General features: G+C 71.9%; 14 protein-coding genes and 1 riboswitch. Of the genes, 9 read left to right on the top strand and 5 right to left on the bottom strand.

Translation table 11 applies throughout. The annotated features are described in order from the left end of the window. Positions 1 to 18 precede the first annotated feature (18 nt). Together otsB and QM711_RS17235 are read right to left on the bottom strand one after the other, a co-directional pair. Entirely contained in the window at positions 19 to 807 is a 789-nt protein-coding gene (gene otsB / locus QM711_RS17240; protein ID WP_415101585.1) for a trehalose-phosphatase, read from the bottom strand. Beyond that, entirely contained in the window at positions 804 to 2,207 is a 1,404-nt protein-coding gene (locus QM711_RS17235) for an alpha,alpha-trehalose-phosphate synthase (UDP-forming) (protein ID WP_415101583.1), read from the bottom strand. Before QM711_RS17235 ends, otsB begins: the two co-directional genes overlap by 4 nt. Positions 2,208 to 2,340: 133 nt before the next feature. Here QM711_RS17235 and QM711_RS17230 point away from each other — a divergent pair, with 133 nt between their 5' ends. Both QM711_RS17230 and QM711_RS17225 read left to right on the top strand, forming a co-directional pair. Beyond that, entirely contained in the window at positions 2,341 to 3,297 is a 957-nt protein-coding gene (locus QM711_RS17230; protein ID WP_415101581.1) for an aldo/keto reductase, read from the top strand. Beyond that, a complete protein-coding gene (locus tag QM711_RS17225; protein ID WP_415101579.1) occupies positions 3,294 to 3,935 on the top strand; it encodes a transcriptional regulator in 642 nt (213 codons plus the stop codon). Before QM711_RS17230 ends, QM711_RS17225 begins: the two co-directional genes overlap by 4 nt. Positions 3,936 to 3,943: 8 nt before the next feature. On the opposite strand, the gene QM711_RS17220 is transcribed toward QM711_RS17225, so the two are convergent. Beyond that, entirely contained in the window at positions 3,944 to 5,323 is a 1,380-nt protein-coding gene (locus tag QM711_RS17220; protein ID WP_415101577.1) for a pyridoxal phosphate-dependent decarboxylase family protein, read from the bottom strand. 183 nt (positions 5,324 to 5,506) lie between these two features. After that, positions 5,507 to 5,605, top strand: a riboswitch (TPP riboswitch). Here QM711_RS17220 and thiM point away from each other — a divergent pair. From thiM to QM711_RS17200, 4 genes are all read left to right on the top strand, one after another. Next, the gene (gene thiM, locus QM711_RS17215) at positions 5,593 to 6,420 is read left to right on the top strand and encodes a hydroxyethylthiazole kinase (RefSeq protein WP_415101575.1); all 828 of its coding nucleotides are present in this window, start codon (positions 5,593 to 5,595) and stop codon (positions 6,418 to 6,420) included. Its footprint overlaps the riboswitch before it by 13 nt. Further along, complete coding sequence (gene thiE, locus QM711_RS17210) at positions 6,417 to 7,091, top strand: thiamine phosphate synthase (protein ID WP_415101573.1); 675 nt, start codon at positions 6,417 to 6,419, stop codon at positions 7,089 to 7,091. The genes thiM and thiE overlap by 4 nt, the downstream gene beginning before the upstream one ends. Next, positions 7,088 to 8,545 (top strand): bifunctional hydroxymethylpyrimidine kinase/phosphomethylpyrimidine kinase, encoded by a 1,458-nt coding sequence (thiD, locus tag QM711_RS17205; protein ID WP_415101571.1) that lies wholly within the window; start codon positions 7,088 to 7,090, stop codon positions 8,543 to 8,545. Before thiE ends, thiD begins: the two co-directional genes overlap by 4 nt. Before the next feature lie 174 nt (positions 8,546 to 8,719). Continuing rightward, positions 8,720 to 9,502, top strand: coding sequence for a hypothetical protein (locus QM711_RS17200; RefSeq protein WP_415101569.1), 783 nt, complete (start codon positions 8,720 to 8,722; stop codon positions 9,500 to 9,502). A gap of 13 nt (positions 9,503 to 9,515) precedes the next feature. Here the strand turns inward: QM711_RS17200 and QM711_RS17195 are convergent, their stop codons facing one another. Beyond that, entirely contained in the window at positions 9,516 to 9,797 is a 282-nt protein-coding gene (locus tag QM711_RS17195) for a DUF1540 domain-containing protein (protein ID WP_415101567.1), read from the bottom strand. 409 nt (positions 9,798 to 10,206) lie between these two features. On the opposite strand from QM711_RS17195, the gene nhaA reads away from it, so the two are divergent. Next, positions 10,207 to 11,448 (top strand): Na+/H+ antiporter NhaA, encoded by a 1,242-nt coding sequence (nhaA, locus tag QM711_RS17190; protein ID WP_415101565.1) that lies wholly within the window; start codon positions 10,207 to 10,209, stop codon positions 11,446 to 11,448. An 11-nt stretch (positions 11,449 to 11,459) separates the two neighbouring features. Here nhaA and QM711_RS17185 read toward each other — a convergent pair whose 3' ends face one another. Beyond that, positions 11,460 to 11,732: a hypothetical protein gene (locus tag QM711_RS17185; protein ID WP_415101563.1), complete on the bottom strand. Its 273-nt coding sequence runs from the start codon at positions 11,730 to 11,732 to the stop codon at positions 11,460 to 11,462. A 408-nt stretch (positions 11,733 to 12,140) separates the two neighbouring features. On the opposite strand from QM711_RS17185, the gene QM711_RS17180 reads away from it, so the two are divergent. Together QM711_RS17180 and QM711_RS17175 are read left to right on the top strand one after the other, a co-directional pair. Next, on the top strand, positions 12,141 to 13,295 hold the full coding sequence (locus QM711_RS17180) for a glucose-1-phosphate adenylyltransferase family protein (protein ID WP_415101561.1): 1,155 nt from the start codon (positions 12,141 to 12,143) through the stop codon (positions 13,293 to 13,295). A 9-nt stretch (positions 13,296 to 13,304) separates the two neighbouring features. Beyond that, on the top strand, positions 13,305 to 17,012 hold the full coding sequence (locus QM711_RS17175; protein ID WP_415101559.1) for a DUF4062 domain-containing protein: 3,708 nt from the start codon (positions 13,305 to 13,307) through the stop codon (positions 17,010 to 17,012). Positions 17,013 to 17,015 lie beyond the last annotated feature (3 nt).

Here is a 17,015-nt window from a genome sequence, read left to right as displayed (position 1 = left end):
GGCGGTCCCGGTGCAGCCTCAGTTGCGGCGGCCGGCGCGGAGGTCGGCGAGCCGGGCCAGCAGGACCGCGAACGCCGGGATGTCGGGCACCCGGACGCTGGCATGGCTGGGCCGGTCGCCGACCAGGACGCCGAGGTCGCCGGGCTGCAGGCTGCCCAGCGCGTCCTCGTCGGTGACGTCGTCGCCGGCGAACAGCACCGCGGTGGCCCGGGTCTGTTGCCGCAGCCGGGCGACCGCGGTGTCCTTGCCCTCGTCGGTGGACGCGTACTCGATCACATCGCGCCCGGTCCGCCGCCGCCAGCCCGGCGCCTCGGCGGCGACCAGCGCGTCGACCGCGGACTGGGCCGCCCCGGTCGCCTCGGCGCCGGCCAGCCTGGTGTGGACGGCGAAACCGAACGTCTTCGGCTCGATCCAGGCGCCGGCCAGGTCCTCGACGAGAGCCTCGGCCCGCTGGGTCAGCACGTCGCGCCGGGCCGCGTCGTCATCGTCCCGCCCGGCTGCCGGTCCGTCCTCACCCGGCACCCAGTACTCGGCGCCGTGCGAGCCGGCCAGCAGCAGCGGGGAGTCGTCGGTGTGCTCGGTGATCACCCGCAGGTGGGACAGGGTGCGCCCGGAGACCAGGGCGACGGTGGTGCCGGGCAGGGCGGCCAGCGCCGTCACCGCCTGCCGCGCCGCGGGCAGCATCCTGACCTCCATCGGCCGGTCGCCGAGCGGTGCCAGGGTGCCGTCGACGTCCAGGGCGACCAGCAGCCGTTCGGTCCGGGCGAGTCGCTCCAGCTCGTCGTCGAGCCGTACCTGACCGGTCACGACGCCGCCCCGCGACTCGCGGCCAGCGCGTCCAGGAAGTCGCGTGACCAGTCCTTCACATCGTGATCGAGCACCCGGCGGCGCAGTGAGCGCATCCGCCGCCGCTGCTCGGCCGGCGGCATCTCGATCGCTCGCACGATGGCGTCTTTGAGGCCTTCGATGTCATGGGGGTTGACGGTCAGCGCGCGACTCAACTCGTCGTGGGCGCCGGCGAACTCGCTCAGCACCAGCACGCCCTGATTGTCGGTGCGGCTGGCCACGTACTCCTTGGCGACCAGGTTCATCCCGTCCCGCAGCGCGGTCACCAGCATCACATCGGCGGCCAGGAAGAGGGCCACCATCTCTTCGCGGGGGAACGCCTGATGCAGGTAGCGAATGGCGGTGTGGCCGACCGTGTCGAAGTCGCCGTTGGTCCGGCCCACGGTCAGTTCGATCTCGTCCCGCAGGTGCGCATAGGTCTCGACCCGTTCCCGGCTCGGACTGGCGACCTGTACCAAGGTGACGTCCTCGACCGAGAGCCGGCCCTCGGCGAGAAGCTCCCCGAAAGCTTTCAGCCGGTGGCCGATGCCCTTGGTGTAGTCGAGGCGGTCCACGCCGAGCAGCACCTGGGCCGGGTTGCCGAGGCCCTCGCGGATCTCCCGGGCCCTGGCCTTGATGTCGTCGCGCCCGGCCAGCTCGATGTAGGCGGCGGCATCGATCGAGATCGGGAACGCCCTGGCCAGCGCGAGCCGGGTCGAGCCGTCCGGCTGTGGCACCCGGATCCCGGACGCCTTGGTCTCGTAGTGGAAGAGCCGTCGGACGGCGCGGGCGAAGTTGCCGGCGTCCGCCACCCGCTGGAAGCCGATCACGTCGGCCCCGAGGAGTCCTTCCAACACCTGCCGACGCCACGGCAACTGCGAATAGAGGCCGTAGGCGGGGAACGGGATGTGGTGGAAGTAGCCGATGGTCAGATCGGGTCGGGCCTCGCGGAGCATCGCCGGCACGAGTTGAAGCTGGTAGTCCTGCACCCACACGGTGCCGCCCTCGTCGGCTGCCGTTGCGGCCGCCTCGGCGAACCGCCGGTTCACCCGCACATACGCTTCCCACAACGGGCGCGAGTAGCGAGGGGCGGCGATCACATCGTGATAGAGCGGCCAGATGGTGTCGTTGGAGAAGCCCTCGTAGTAGAGCTCGATGTCCTCGGCGCTGAGCGAGACCGGGATCAGCCGGGTGCCTTCGAAGTCGAACGGGTCGACCTCGATGTCCGGTTTGCCGGGCCACCCGACCCACGCGCCCTCGGTGGAATGCATCACCGGTTCGAGGGCGGTGACCAGACCGCCCGGCGAGCGGCGCCACCCGCCGTCCGGGTCGCCGTCCACCGGTAGCCGGTTGGCGACGACGACGAAGCTGGCTGCGGTCATGGTGATCTCCTGGGCCGGGAAATCCCCAGGCTATCCCCGGCGAATCACAGTCAGGTCACCCGAAAGGGCGCCGACGGGCGTCCAGCATCGCGGACCGCCGGATGCTGCTCGCGCGGTTGGGTAGGTTGCCCGCATGCGTTATCGAGCCGTGGGTGACAGTGGACTGATGGTGTCGGTGGTGGGCGTGGGCTGCAACGCTTTCGGTGCCCGGATCGACTTCGAACGAGCGAAATCCGTTGTGGACGCCGCGCTGGAGGCCGGGATCACACTGTTCGACACCGCCGACTCCTACGCCGACGGCACCAGCGAGGAGTTCCTCGGCCGGGCGCTGGGCAGCCGCCGCGAGGACGTGATCGTGGCCACCAAATTCGGCATGGGCGACCACGACGCGGAGCATTTCGGCGCCCACGGCGGACGCCGCTACGTGCGTCGCGCCGTCGAGGCCAGCCTGCGCCGGCTCGGCACCGACTACATCGACCTGTACCAGCTGCATCGCCCCGACGCGATCACGCCGATCGAAGAAACGCTGGACGCGATGAGCGAACTGGTCGCCGAGGGCAAAGTCCGCTACCTCGGATCGTCGAACCTGACCGCCTGGCAGGTGGCCGACGCCGAGTGGACGGCGCGGACGTCCGGCACCCAGCGGTTCATCTCGGCGCAGAACGAGTACTCGCTGTACAACCGGTTGGCCGAGGACGAGTTGGTGCCGGCCTGTGAGCGGTACGGGATCGGCCTGTTCCCCTACTTCCCGCTGGCCTACGGCCTGCTGACCGACAAGTACCGGCGTGGCGAGGCGGCGCCGGAGGGTTCCCGGCTGGCCGCTCAGGCCGGCCGGTTGGCCGGTGCCGACTGGGACCGGATCGAGGCCCTCAAGGCGTTCGCCGACGCCCGGGACATCCCGCTGCTGACCCTCGCCATCGGCGGGTTGGCCGCCCAGCCGGCGGTGTCCAGCGTGATCAGCGGCGCCACCCGTCCGGAACAGATTGCGGCCAACGTCGCCGCCGGCGAGTGGGAGCCGTCCGCCGCCGACCTGGTCGAGCTCGACGAACTCAGGAACGGCGCGGCGTTCTCGTACACCACCTTCGCGTGACCGCTGAGGGCCCGGGCTCCGAGCCGGCACTGCTCAGCCTGCACGGCGTCCGGGTGCTGGGTGGGCCGTCCACCGAACGGATCGCGCGCCGGTTCCGGCTGCCCGCTGCCGAGGTGGGTGAGCATCTGCTGGACGCCCAGGCGTACGGCTGGGTGAGCCGGCACGACTTCTTCGGCGAGACCTGGTCGCTGACCGAGCGCGGCCGGCTCGAGAACGAGCGTCAGCTGGCCGCCGAACTGGACGCCGTCGGCGGCCGGACGGCGGTCGCCGAACTGCATCAGCGGTTCCGGCCGCTGACCCGCCGGCACGGGGTGGCCTGCACCAACTGGCAACTGCGGCCCACCCGCTGGGACCGGCACGCCGCCAACGACCACGACGATCCGGTCTGGGACGCCAAGGTGCTGGTCGAGCTGGAGTCGATCGACCGCGAGCTCGCCGCCATCAACGGCGCCCTGGCTGCGGTGCTGCGCCGGTTCGGCGGGTACGCGCACCGGCATCATCACGCGCTGGCCCGGGTCCGGCACGGACGGCACGAGTGGCTGGATTCGCCTGACCGGGACTCGTGCCAACTGGTCTGGATCCAGTTCCACGAGGACCTGCTGGCCAGCCTCGGGATACCGCGGGGCAGCGACGCCTGACCCCGGTGTCAGCCCAGGTGGCGGCGGGCGGAATCCAATGCCTCGGCGACCGCACCGACGGTCTGGGCGACCGCCTCGGCGTCGGTGCCGTGGTTGCTGACCGAGAACCGGATCACCGAGCGGCCCTGCCAGCTGCTGCCGCTGGGCCGGACCAGGCCCTCGTCCAGCAGCAACTCAAGCACCCGGGCGGTGATGGCGTCGTCGATGAGCGCGATCACCACCTGGGTGTAGACGACCTCGTTGAGCACCGCCACGCCGGGGAGGCCGGCGAGCCCGCGAGCCAGTAGCTGGGCGGCGTCCACCAGACCCTGGACGAGTTCGGCCAGCCCGTCCCGGCCCAGTGCCGCCAGCGCCGCCCAGACCGGGACGCCGCGGGCCCGCCTCGACAACTCGGGCACCTTCTCGTGCGGGTCGGGCACCTCGGAGTGCAGCAGGTAGGCGGCGGAGTGGCCGAACGCGCGGGACAACGCTCCCGGATCGGCGACGATCGCGATCCCGCTGTCATAAGGGGTGTTGAGCGTCTTGTGGGCATCGGTGGCCCAGGAATCAGCGCCGGCCATGCCGCCGACCAGGCCGATCAGAGCGGCCGCCGCGCCGGCCCAGAGCCCGAAGGCGCCGTCGACATGCACCCAGGCGCCGGCCTCGTGGGCGGCGTCCACGATCTCGGTGAACGGGTCGAAAGCCCCGGAATGGATGTTGCCGGCCTGGACGCAGACGATGGTCGGCGCCTGGTCGGCGTCCAGGGTGTGTCGCAACTCGGCGGCGTCCATCCGGCCCTGGGCGTCGACGCCGACCAGTTCGGGTGCGCCCAGTCCCAGGTACCGCAGCGCCATGTCGACCGAGCTGTGCCGTTCGGCGCCGGCGAGCACCCGGATCCGCGGTGAACCGGACATGCCGAGCGTGGCCTGGTCCCAGCCGATTCCGGCCAGCAGGGCGTCGCGGGCGGACGCCAAGGCGGTGAAGTTCGCCATCGTGGCACCGGTGACGAAGCCGACCGCGGCGGTCGCCGGCAGGCCGAGCGCCTCCAGGATCCAGCGGGCCGCCGCGTCCTCGGCCGCGACCACGCCGGGAGTCGCGTCGCGCATGCCGGCGTTCTGGTCCCAGGCGCTGACCAGCCAGTCGGCGGCCAGTGCGGCCGGCAGCGTGCCACCCATCACCCAGCCGAAGAAGCGCGGCGAGCCGATCGCCAGCAGGCCCGGTTCGACGGCGGAGGCGAGCTTTCGGACCACCTCGTCGGCGCGCCGGCCGTGCGCGGGCAGCGGCCCGGCGAACCGCTCGGTGAGGGCGTCGATGTCCTCGGCAGCCGGGACGGGCCGTGACCCGACCGTGTCCAGCCAGCGTTGCGCCGCGGCCAATGCGGCCATCAACTCCGGTCGGTCGGGCGACATCTCGTCACTGTCGCCGCGCCCGAGCCCGGACGTCAAGGTCCGAGGAGGCAGAACACGAAATGTCTGCACTCGTTGCGGTCGTCACGGCGTGCTGAGGCGGCCGGGTTCCGTCGAGTGCAGACATTTCGTGTTCTTTGCTGTCGGAGCCGGGTGAGCGTGCGCCCTACAGCTGCCGCTAGTGTGGTCGGCGACACGGGGTGCCGGTACCGAGCCGGCTGAGATCACACCCGCCGAACCTGCTCTCGTTAGCACGAGCGAAGGGATTCGTCATGACGCTGCCGTCGACCACCTCCGAGCCACTCGCAGCCGCCTGTGCGGCGGCGCTGGACGCCGTTCATCGCCAGGCACCGCTGGTGCAGTGCCTGACCAACCATGTGGTGAGCGGATTCACCGCCAACATGCTGCTGGCCCTGGGTGCGGCGCCCGCGATGGTGGACATTCCCGCCGAGGCGGGAGCGTTCGCGCCGGTGGCGTCCGGGGTGCTGATCAACCTGGGCACCCTCGGCGGTCGGCAGCCCGAGGCGATGCGTGAGGCGGCCGCCGCCGCCCACTCCGCCGGGACGCCGTGGGTGCTCGACCCGGTCGCGGTCGGTGCGCTGCCGGTCCGGACGCCGCTGGCCGCCGAACTGCTCGGCCAGCGACCCACCCTGATCCGCGGCAACGCTTCCGAGATCGCGGCGGTCGCCGGGGCGGATACGGCCGGCCGCGGGGTGGACGCCACGATCGACGTGGACGCGGTGTCCGGGGCGGCCGGCGAACTGGCCGGACGGCTGGGCGCTGTCGTCGCGGTCTCGGGACCGGTGGACCTGATCACCGACGGCGCCACGGTCGTCCGGGTGGCGAACGGTCACTCGCTGCTCACCCGGGTGACCGGCGCCGGCTGCGCCCTCGGCGCCGTCATGGCCGCCTTCGCCGCGGTGACCGACGACCCGCTGACGGCTGCGGTCGCGGCCAGCTGCGCCTACGGAGTCGCGGCCGAGGATGCGGCGTCCGGCGCCGCCGGGCCGGGCTCGTTCGCGGTCGCCCTGCTGGACGCCGTGGCCACGCTGACCCCGGACCGGCTCGCAGACCGGGCCCGGCTCGAGGTGGTCCGGTGAGCTTCGACAGCTTGATCCTGAGCGTCTATCTGGTCACCGACGCCGGGCAGTGCCTGGCGGCCGGCCGCAGCGTCGCCGACACGGTGGCGGACGCCGTCCGCAGCGGTGTCCGATCGGTGCAGGTGCGGGCCAAGGACGCCTCCGGAGCCACCTTCCTCGACGACGTGACCGCGGTCGCCGCGGCGATCGCGTCGGTGCCGGGGGCCGAGGAGTGCGCGTTGATCGTCAACGACCGGGTCGACGTGGCGCTGGCCGCGCACGCGCTCGGCGTCCGGATCGCGGGGGTGCATGTCGGTCAGGGCGACCTGCCGGCGTCCGTGGTGCGGGCGATCCTGTGGCCCGGTGCGCTGATCGGGGTCAGCGCCGCCACCCCGGACCAGATCCGCGCCGCCGAACTGTACGCCGACTATCTCGGCATCGGGCCGCTGCGCGACACCGCCACGAAGCCGGACGCCGACCCGGCGCTCGGACTCACCCGGGTCGCCGAACTGGCCGCCGGTACCCGGCTGCCGTCGGTCACCATCGGCGGCGTCGTCCCCGGCGACCTGCCCGGCCTGCGGGCCGCCGGATTGGCCGGTGCCGCGGTGGTCTCCGGCATCTGCGCCGCCGCCGATCCCGGCGAGGCCGCCAGGCACTACCTGGCCCGCTGGCAGCAGGAGGTGGCGGCATGACCAGGCCGATCCCGAACGTGCTGTCGATCGCCGGCACCGACCCGACCGGCGGCGCCGGCATCCAGGCCGACCTGAAGTCGATCGCGGCCTGCGGCGGCTACGGCATGGCCGTGGTCACCGCCCTGGTCGCGCAGAACACCCAGGGTGTCCGCGCGGTGCACTACCCGGGGGTCGACTTCCTGCGTGCCCAGCTCGACGCGGTCTTTGACGATGTCGCACTGGACGCGGTCAAGCTCGGCATGCTCGGCGCCGTCGAGGTGATCGAGACCGTCCGGCAGTGGCTGGAGCAGGTCCGGCCGGCCACCGTCGTGCTCGACCCGGTGATGGTGGCCACCAGCGGCGACCGGCTGCTGGACGCCGCGGCCGGGGCCGCCGTCCGGGACCTCGCCATGCTCGCCGACGTGCTCACCCCGAATGTGCCCGAACTCGCTGTGCTGGCCGGAGCGGAACCCGCCACCAGCTGGCCGGAGACCCTTGCACAGGCCCGCGCGGTTGCCGCCGCGACCGGCGCGCTGGTGGTCGCCAAGGGCGGACATCTCGACGATGCGACGGTCAGCGACGCGCTGGTCGGTCCGGACGGCGTCATCACCCAGGTCGACCACCCGCGGATCGCGACCCGGAACACCCATGGCACCGGCTGCTCGCTGTCGTCGGCGCTGGCCACCCGGTACCCGATCAGCGGCGACTGGTCGCTCGCACTCACCGAGTCGACCGACTGGCTGGCCGGGGCGCTGGTCCGCGCCGACGACCTGGACGTCGGCGCGGGCAACGGACCGGTGCATCACCTCGGCGGGCTGTGGGAGGCTGCCGGCGGTCCGACGCCGGGACCGGTCACGCAGTGGTGGTGGCAGCAGGCGTCCGGGATCCGGGAGGAGATCTTCGCCCTGCCGTTCGTCCGCGCGCTCGGCGACGGCTCCCTGACGCGCGAGGCCTTCACCTGGTACCTGGCGCAGGACGCGCTGTACCTGCGCCGCTACGCCGACTCGCTGGCGGTCGCGGCGCAGCTGGCACCCAACCAGGCGGAGCGGGACTTCTGGCACGCCTGCTCGACCTCGGCGATCGCCACCGAACTGCAGCTGCACGAGTCGTGGGTGGCGTCCGATGTGATCGAAAGCACCGCGCCGTCCGCGGTCACGACCGCCTATCTGGATCACTTCGCGACCGCCGAAACCGACGGTGACTACGCCGTTCTGGTCGCCGCGCTGTTGCCCTGCTTCTGGATCTACGCCGAGGTCGGCGACGCCCTGGCGGCCCGCAACCACCCCGGCCACCGCTACGCCGACTGGTTGGCGACCTACTCCGACGAGGCGTTCGCGGCGGTGACCCGGCAGGCGATCGAGATCACCGAGACGGCGGCCGGACGGGCGGGAGCGCGCAGCCGGCAGGCGGCGGCACGGGCCTTCCGGGCTGCCTGCGAGCACGAGCGGGAGTTCTTCGCGGCACCACTTCGGTAGCGCGGTACCCCTTCGGTGGCACGGGATCCGGGCAGAACTGGACATCTGGCACACAGGTCGGCGATTAAGGTTAGGCTGCCCTTACCTAATACCGGCCCGTCCGGTTGGTCCCAACCTCCAGGGGGTCCCGTGGAACCCGTCCACACGACAGTCCGAGACGCGCGTGCCGACACCATGCGAGCCCGCTCGTTGTCGCTGGCTCGGCGGCTGCTGTCCGGGTCGGGACGCGCGTCTCTGGTCGCCTACGATCTTGCCCCGCTGATCGAGGCCGGTGCGCTGTGTCACGGGCTCACCGCCACCGGAGAGTTGGTGGTCGCCGGACTCGCCGACGACGCGGTGCCGGCCAGCACCTGGACCGACGGACCGCTCCGCGTCCGGCTGGACGTCGTGAAGGAAGCGCCCGAATCCGCCGTTCGGATCACCGCCTGCGCGGTGCACCTGCTCGGCGAACTGGAGTGGGTCCCGTCCGAGTACGTCGCGGACTACCTCGACGGTGCCGGGCTCGACCCACGCCTGGTCGAGATCGCTACCACGATGGGCGGACGGCTGGGCGTGGTTCGCACCGACCGGGTGCTGGTGCACGACAGTGCGGGCGTCTTCCCGCTGATGTTCGGCGAGGTCGCCGGTCAGCATCCCGCGGGAGGGGCGTACTGGGGCGGACGAAGCTTCCCCGACGCCGAGCAGGAATGGACGGCCCGCGACCTGGTCGGACAGCTTCCGGTCGAGGACCTGGCCGCGCTCGCTATCGGCCTCGGGGTGACCCTGTCCAGCCGGGCAGAGGTCACTTGCTCGCATACCGAGGGTCAGATCTTCTGTGTCGACATCGACCGCACCGGGCTGACCTTGATGGCGGTGGAACTGGGCCGGGCGAAGGTGCACTTCGTGCCGTTCGAGCGGCCCGCGGACGGCATCGACGAGCTGGCCGATCGGCTCGGCCAGCTCGTTGCAGCGGTGTGAGTCGGCTGCTTCTTCAGCGCGCCGAGTAGCTGAGGCAGTCGGCGGCGTCGCCCACGGCGATCTCGCCGGCGGTGCACAGCAGATCGGAGTTGTGCACGCATTCGAGGCGCTTGCAGGCGCCCACCTGGCCGTTGGCCGAGCCGAGGCCGGCGCGGGCGTCCAGCTCGATGAAGGTGGTGCAGGTGGCGGCACCGGAGCCGCCGACGTTGATCGCGCCGGCGGTGCAGCCGCCGTGGTTGAACGCGCAGGCGCTGGTGGCGCAGGACGTGACGAGCGAGAGTGAGATGGTGCTCATGATCGGAGCCTCCCTGGGTGTTGGCGTGGACTCTGTGTTGACTTCACGGTAGTCCGATGAATGTGCCTCGACAAGCATTCTTAGCCTTACCTAACTCTACCGGTATTTAGTCAGCTGCTTGTTTCTAAAATATCTCTCCGGACGTGTCCATATGGCTACGACTAGGTGTGATGGGCGCTGGAGCGATGCCGGATGGCGATTCGTAAGTCGACGTCATAAAGACAACCGCGGTTTTTCGTAAATATAGTCTCACGATTTCAGGTGCGAGGATTGGTGAGCCGTGGTCAATGCTCCGGCGGCGGTCGCGGCAGGCTCGACCGGCAGCCTCCGATATCCTGACCGCGGTGTGCCGGGAAGTCTGGTCGGCGGCGTCCCCGATGGGGGACGGACTCGAGAGCTTGGAGATCCTGTGACCACACCCCCCAACCACCCGACGCGGCGCCTGGCGGTCCGGCTGACCGATGAGGTGACCGGCGGCGTGCTGTTGCTGGTTGCCGCCGTCGCCGCCCTGGTCTGGGCGAATTCGCCCTGGTCGGACGCCTATCACGCCCTGGCCGGCACCGTGATCGGTCCGGCCGCGCTGCACCTCGACCTGAGCCTCGCCAGGTGGGCGTCGGACGGGCTGCTGGCGATCTTCTTCTTCGTGGTCGGCGTCGAACTCAAGCACGAACTGGTGGCCGGCAGCCTGCGCCGGCCGCGGGAGGCGGCCGTGCCGGTGCTGGCCGCGGTGGGCGGCATGGTCGTGCCGGCGGCGATCTTCGCGGCGGTGGTGCTCGCCGCCGGGGAACCTGCCGCGCTCAGCGGCTGGGCGATCCCCACCGCCACCGACATCGCGTTCGCGCTGGCGGTGCTGGCCGTGTTCGGACGCGGCCTGCCCCGCGCCCTGCGGGTGTTCCTGCTGACCCTGGCGGTGGTCGACGACCTGCTGGCCATCGTGGTGATCGCGATCGCCTACACCGAGCACATCTCCGGCCCGATGCTGGCCGGCGCCCTGGCCGCGGTCGGCGCGTTCGGCGCCCTGGTCCGGTTGCGCCGGACGGCATGGTGGCTGTTGCTGCCGGTGGCCGCGGTCGCCTGGGCCTTCATGCATGCCTCCGGGGTGCACGCCACCATCGCCGGCGTCATGCTCGGCTTCTGCGTGCCGGCGGTCGCCGTCCATGGTGAGCCCGGACCGCGGACCCACCGCTACGACGACCTGCTCCGGCCCTGGTCGGCCGGGGTGGCGTTGCCGGTGTTCGCCTTCTTCGCCGCCGGCGTGACCCTGGTCGGCAGCGGCGCGGCGGTGGGCGCCCAGCCGGTGCTGTACGCCGTGCTGCTCGGCCTGCTGGCCGGCAAGCTGATCGGGGTGCTCGGCACTACCGCGCTGGTCACCCGGTTCACCCCGCTGCGGCTTCCGGACGCGATCGGCCTGCGTGACCTGCTTCCGGTGGGCCTGCTCACCGGCATCGGTTTCACCGTGTCGCTGCTGATCGCCGAGTTGTCCTTCGCCGACGACCCGCATCGTGGCGCCGCGAAGGCCGGGGTGCTGGCCGCGTCGCTGCTGGCCGGCGGGCTCGGCGCCTTCGGTCTGCGCTGGGACGCCCGCCGGGCTCGGGAAGCGGACATGAACCGCGACGGCGTCCCCGATGCCGACACCGATGTGATCGGCTGACCGGCTGCCGATCAGTCGGCCGCTGCGGCGTCCACGGCGAGCAGTCGGCGAACGCCCAGCCGGGCGAGCAACAGCACCACGATCAGTCCGGTCACTGAGAAGAAGCCGCCCAGGCTGACCCGGTCGGCGAAGAACAGCGCCACGAGTTCCAGGACGACGAATTTGCTGCCGACCAGCACCGCCCACAGCAGGAGTCCGGCTCCGGTCTTGGCGAGCGGCGTCCGTGCCGCTTTGAACCGGCGCTTGGCCGGTTCTTCACCCGGACCACGGCCTCGAGCACGCACTTCAGCAGCAAGGCGGTGAGCAGCGACACCGTGAAGGTCTCGGTGATCACCATCGGCAGGTACTCGGCGGCCAGGTTCAGGACCACGACATAGACGAAGACGTCGACCACGTCGGCCGGACGGATCCGGCGACCTCGGGCCGTCATCGGAGGTTCCCGGAGGATTGCCTCCGCCACCGGGTGGCGCCATCGGTCTGGGGCGGCCGCGGGCCGGATGGATCGAGAAGTGCCGGCGCTCTCCCGGCTGCGCTGAACTGCGATGACACGAGGCGTCCTTTCCTCGCTAGCCGCGTGGAAGTGCGAGGCGAACCTTCGCCGGTCCCGATCAGCACCCGGGACGGCTCGGCAGAGACCCCCGCGGCGGCGTCCGATCCTGTCATGATGGCACACCCACCGAGAGGACCCACCGATGCGCATTCCGAGGATCCTCGCCGTCGTGCTGGCCGGTGGGAAGGGCTCGCGGCTGGGTGCTTTGACCGAGAACCGGGCCAAACCAGCCCTGCCGGTCGCCGGCACCTACCGGTTGATCGACATCTCGCTGTCCAACCTGATGCACTCGCATCTCGACAATGTCTGGGTGCTTCAGCAGTACCTGCCGCACGGGATCAATGCCCACCTGGCCGGCGGCCGGCCCTGGGACCTGGACCGGTCGCACGGCGGGCTGCTGGTGCTGCCGCCCTACCAGGGCGACGAGGGCGAAGGCTTCGCCGAGGGCAATACCGACGCGTTGCGGCGACAAAAGGACCTGATCGCCGACTTCGCTCCCGATCTGGTGCTGGTGCTGAGCGCCGACCATCTCTACACGCTGAACTTCCTGGACGTGGTCGACACCCACCTCGAGCGGCGGGCGGCGCTGACCATGGTGACCACCGAGGTGTCCGAGGATCCCTCGCGGTTCGGCGTCGTCCAAGCGGACGCCGACGGTCTCGTGTGCGGCTTCGACTACAAACCCGAGCGGGCCGAAGGCAGGCTGGTCGCCGCCGAGATCTTCCTGTTCGACACCGCGCTGCTGCTGGAGGCGCTGGACGAACTGCATCAGCGCAACGGACGGCTGCAGGACTACGGTCACGACCTGGTGCCGTGGTTCGTCGAGCACCACCGGGTGGCCTCCCACCGGCTGCCCGGCTACTGGAAGGACCTGGGCACGCTGCGCTCATACTGGGGCGCCCACATGGAACTGCTGGACGGCACCGGCGCGGTGCTGGATGCCCCGGACTGGCCGATTCTGACCGCGCAACCCCAGCTGCCGCCGGCCCGGATCTGGGGAACCGCTTCGATCGCCGAGTCGATGGTGTCGGCGGGTGCCCGGGTGCACGGCGACGTCCGGCACAGCGTGCTCGGACCGAACGTGCTGATCGAGCAGGGCGCGACGGTTCGCAACAGCGTGCTGCTGGACGGCGTCCGGGTACTGCGCGGTGCGGTGCTGGAAAACGTGATCGCCGACGTGGGCGCGGTGATCGGCGCGGGCCGGCAGGGCAGCCCGGACGCGGTCACCCTGCTGGACGGCGATGGCGCTGTCGACCGGGTGGAGCCGTTCGACGCCGATTCCGGAAGCTCCCAGTAGTCTGCGCGGATGAGTGACGCCCGCGCGATCCGCGTGTTCGTGTCATCGACGTTCCGCGACATGCAGGCCGAGCGCGACGAACTGGTCAAGCGGGTGTTCCCGCTGTTGCGGCAGCGCTGCCAGCAACGCGGCGTGGCCTGGAGCGAGGTCGACCTGCGCTGGGGCGTCACCGATGAGCAGGCGTCCGAGGGCGCGGTGCTGCCGATCTGCCTGGCCGAGATCGAACGCACCCGGCCGTACTTCATCGGCCTGCTCGGCCAGCGCTACGGGTGGGTGCCCGGCGAGATCGACCCCGGCCTGGCCGCCCGGTTCGGTTGGCTGACCGACGACCTGCACCGCTCGGTCACCGAGTTGGAGATCCTGCACGGGGTGCTCAACAACCCCGAGGCGAACGGGCACGCCTACTTCTACCTGCGCGACCCGGCCTGGGTGGCGACGCTGGCGGCCCAGGACCGTGCGCTCTATCTCGAACCGGACGCCGACGGCGCCGCCAGGCTCGAGGCCCTGCGTGAGCGGGTGCGGGGCTCCGGTTTCCCGGTCGCCGACTACGGCGAACCCGAGGCGCTGGGCGAGCGGGTGCTGGCCGACTTCGAGGCGTTGATCGACAGGCTGTTCCCCGCCGCACAGGTGCCGGACGCCGCGGCCCGCGCGACCACCGTGCACGAGGCGTTCGGCCGGGCCCGGTTCGCCCTGCACGTGCCGCGTCCGGTCGCGACCGCGGCGCTGTCGGCGGCCGGATCGCCGCTGCTGGTGACCGGCGAGCCGGGTGCCGGGGCGTCCAGCCTGGTCACCACCTGGGCGGACGAGTGGACGGCGGAGCATCCTGGCGCGACGGTCGTCGTCCATCACTGCGACGCGGACGCCGCCGCGGGCGACTTCCGGCTGCTGGCGGCGCGGGTGATCGACGCGTTCGGCGGCGACTACGACGAGGCCGTCGAGCGGCTGGCGGACGTGCCGCCAGCGGCGGTGGCGAGCGCGCTCGGGCAGGCGTTGCGGACGGCGTCCGGGCCGGCGCTGGTGGTGCTGGACGGGGTCGACCAGTTGGCCGAGGGCAACCCGGGGGATCGGGCGCTCGACCTGCGCTGGCTGCCGTCCGACCTGGCCGGTTCGCCGGTGCGGTTCGTGCTGACCGGATCGGCCGATCGGACCCGGGCGGCCTTCGCCCACCGCGGCTGGCCGACGCTGGAGGTGCCTCCGCTGACCGGGGCCGAACGGCGCCAGATCACGGCGTTGGTGCTGGCCGCGGGGGCGAAACAGCTCGACGACGAGAATCTGGACGCGCTGATCGCGGCGCCTGCCACCGGTAATCCGCGCTTCCTGCTGACCGTGCTCGACGAGCTGCGGCAGCACGGCGACCACTTCACCCTGCGGGCGCTGATCGACCGCTTGGTGGCGGCGCCGACCACCGCGGCCCTGCTGGATTTGGTGCTGGAGCGCTACGAACGCGACTTCGAACGGGATCGCCCCGGCCTGGTCGCCGACGCGATGCGGGCGATCTGGGCGGGCCGGTACGGCGTAGCGGAGGCCGAGCTGCTCGATCTGCTGACCCCTGGCGCCGAGAAGCTGCCGCAGCGGGTCTGGGCACCGCTGCATCTGGCGGCCGAGCATCACCTGGTCAGCCGCGGCGGCCTGCTCGGCTTCTCGCACGCCGACGTCCGGGCCGCGATCGAGCACCGCTATCTGGCCACGCCGGCCTGGCGGATGGCCGCACATCAGGGCTTGGCAAGGTATTTCGCGTCCCAACCGGTCGGTCCTCGAGTGGCCGACGAACTGGGCTGGCAGTGGGCCGAGGCCGGTGATCCTGCTCAGCTGCGGGCAACGCTGGCCGACCTGGACTGGGCTGCCCTGGCCTACGCGCGCAATCCGTACGACCTGCGGCGGCTGTGGTACCGGCTCACACCCGATGTCGCCGGTGAACTGGTGAATGCCTACGCAGCTGTGCTCTCCTCGCCGGCCGATCACGACGACGGTCAGTTGGTCTGGGGTGTCGCTCGGCTGCTGGCGGACGCCGGGGCGAGCGAGGCCGCGCTCGGGTTGCAGCGCTACCTGGTGGACGCGGCGCGCGCCGGCTCCGGTGCCGAACCAGGACGGCGGCGTTGGGCGTCCGCGCTGGTGAACCTGGGCGCCACCGAGCTGAACCGCGGCGAACTGGACGCCGCTGCGTCCGCCTTCGAGCAGGCGGCGGAGGTTCCGGAGCTGCGGGCCGCGGCGACCGGCAACCTGGCGCTGGTCCGGCGGGCCCAGGGCCGCCGCGGCGAGGCCGACGAGTTATTCCGCCGGGCCGACGAGCTGCACCGGGCCGACGGTGCGCTGTACGACGTCCAGGCCAACCTGGCCGGCTGGATCGAGCTGCGCCGCACGCAGACCGACTTGGATGGCGCCCTCGACCTGCTGCGGGAACAGGAACGGATCTGCCGCGAGCTGGCCGACCCGGTGGCGATCGGACGGGCGCTGGCCGGTCAGGCGGTCGTTCTCTCCGACCGGGGACGTCCCGCCGGAGCGCTGCCGCTGCTTGATGAGTACGCGGCCATCTGCCGGGCCGAGGGCGACCTGCGCGGACTGGCCGAGGCGTTGCTGAACGGCGCGGCAGCGAGGTTCGAGATCGGCGACCCCGCCGGCGGGGCGGCGGTCGCGTCCGAAGCCGAGCAACTGGCCCGCGGCCTGGGCGACCCGGCGCTGCTCACCCGGGTGCTGCTCGCCCGCGCCAGCGCGTCCCTCGGACTCGGCGACTGGCCGGCTGTCGAACGCTATGCCCGCGAGGCCGACCAGCTCGCCCGGGCGGGGGAGCAGTGGTCGGCGGCCGCCGTCGCGCTGGGCCTGCTGGGCACGGCTCGCCGCGAACAGGGTGACCTGGCCGGTGCCCACGCGGCCCACGCCGAGGAAGCCACGCTGGCCGACCGGGCCGGCGATCGCGTCGAGGCGGCCACCGCCCAGGCCAACCTCGGCAACGTCGCGGCGGCGGCGCAGCGCTGGGACGAGGCGCTGCGGTACTACGACGCGGCCGAGCCGCGGTTGCGCGAGCTGGGAGCGGTCGGCCTGCTGGTGCCGGTGCTCGCGAACCGGGCACAGATCCACCAGCTGTACCGGCGGACGCCGCAGGCGCTCGCCGATTTCACCGACGCAGCCGAGGCTGCCGCCCGGGCCGGCAACCAGGTCGCGGCGCACCAGTGGGGCAACCAGGCGATCCAGCTCGCCTACCAGTCCGGCGACGCAGCTCGCGCCGAACGGGTGTGGGTCGTCCTGGCTGGTGCCGCCCGGGCACTCGGCGACCAGGCGGCACTACAGCGGGCGCTCGGTGAGCACGCCCTGCTGATGATCAACCGGGCGCAGGCGAACCCCGCGGCCGTCGACCAGGGGCTGCTCGCCGAGGCCGGCGCGCTGCTGGCCGAACAGGAGTCGATCTGCCGCGCGTCCGGCGACTGGACGGGATTGGCCCAGGCCGTCGGCAACCGCGCGATCGTCCAGCGGCACACCGGTGACCTGACCGGTGCCCTGGCCAGCCTCGACGAGCAACTGCGACTGACCCAGCAGGCCGGCAACGCCCAGGGTGTGCTGATCGCCACCGCCAACCGCGGCGAGATCCTCGGCCTGCTCGGACGCGTCCCTGAGGCCCTGGACGCGCTCACCTGGGCGCGCCAGACGGCCGCCCAGTACCGGCTGATGCCGATGGTTCAGCAACTCGACCAGCTGATCGCGAACGTGCGCCGGGGCGGGTAATCG

Origin of the sequence: Micropruina sp. (genome assembly GCF_047602385.1) — a bacterium.
In the GTDB taxonomy this organism is placed as follows: domain Bacteria; phylum Actinomycetota; class Actinomycetes; order Propionibacteriales; family Propionibacteriaceae; genus Micropruina.
This window is presented reverse-complemented; position numbering and strand designations above follow the sequence as displayed.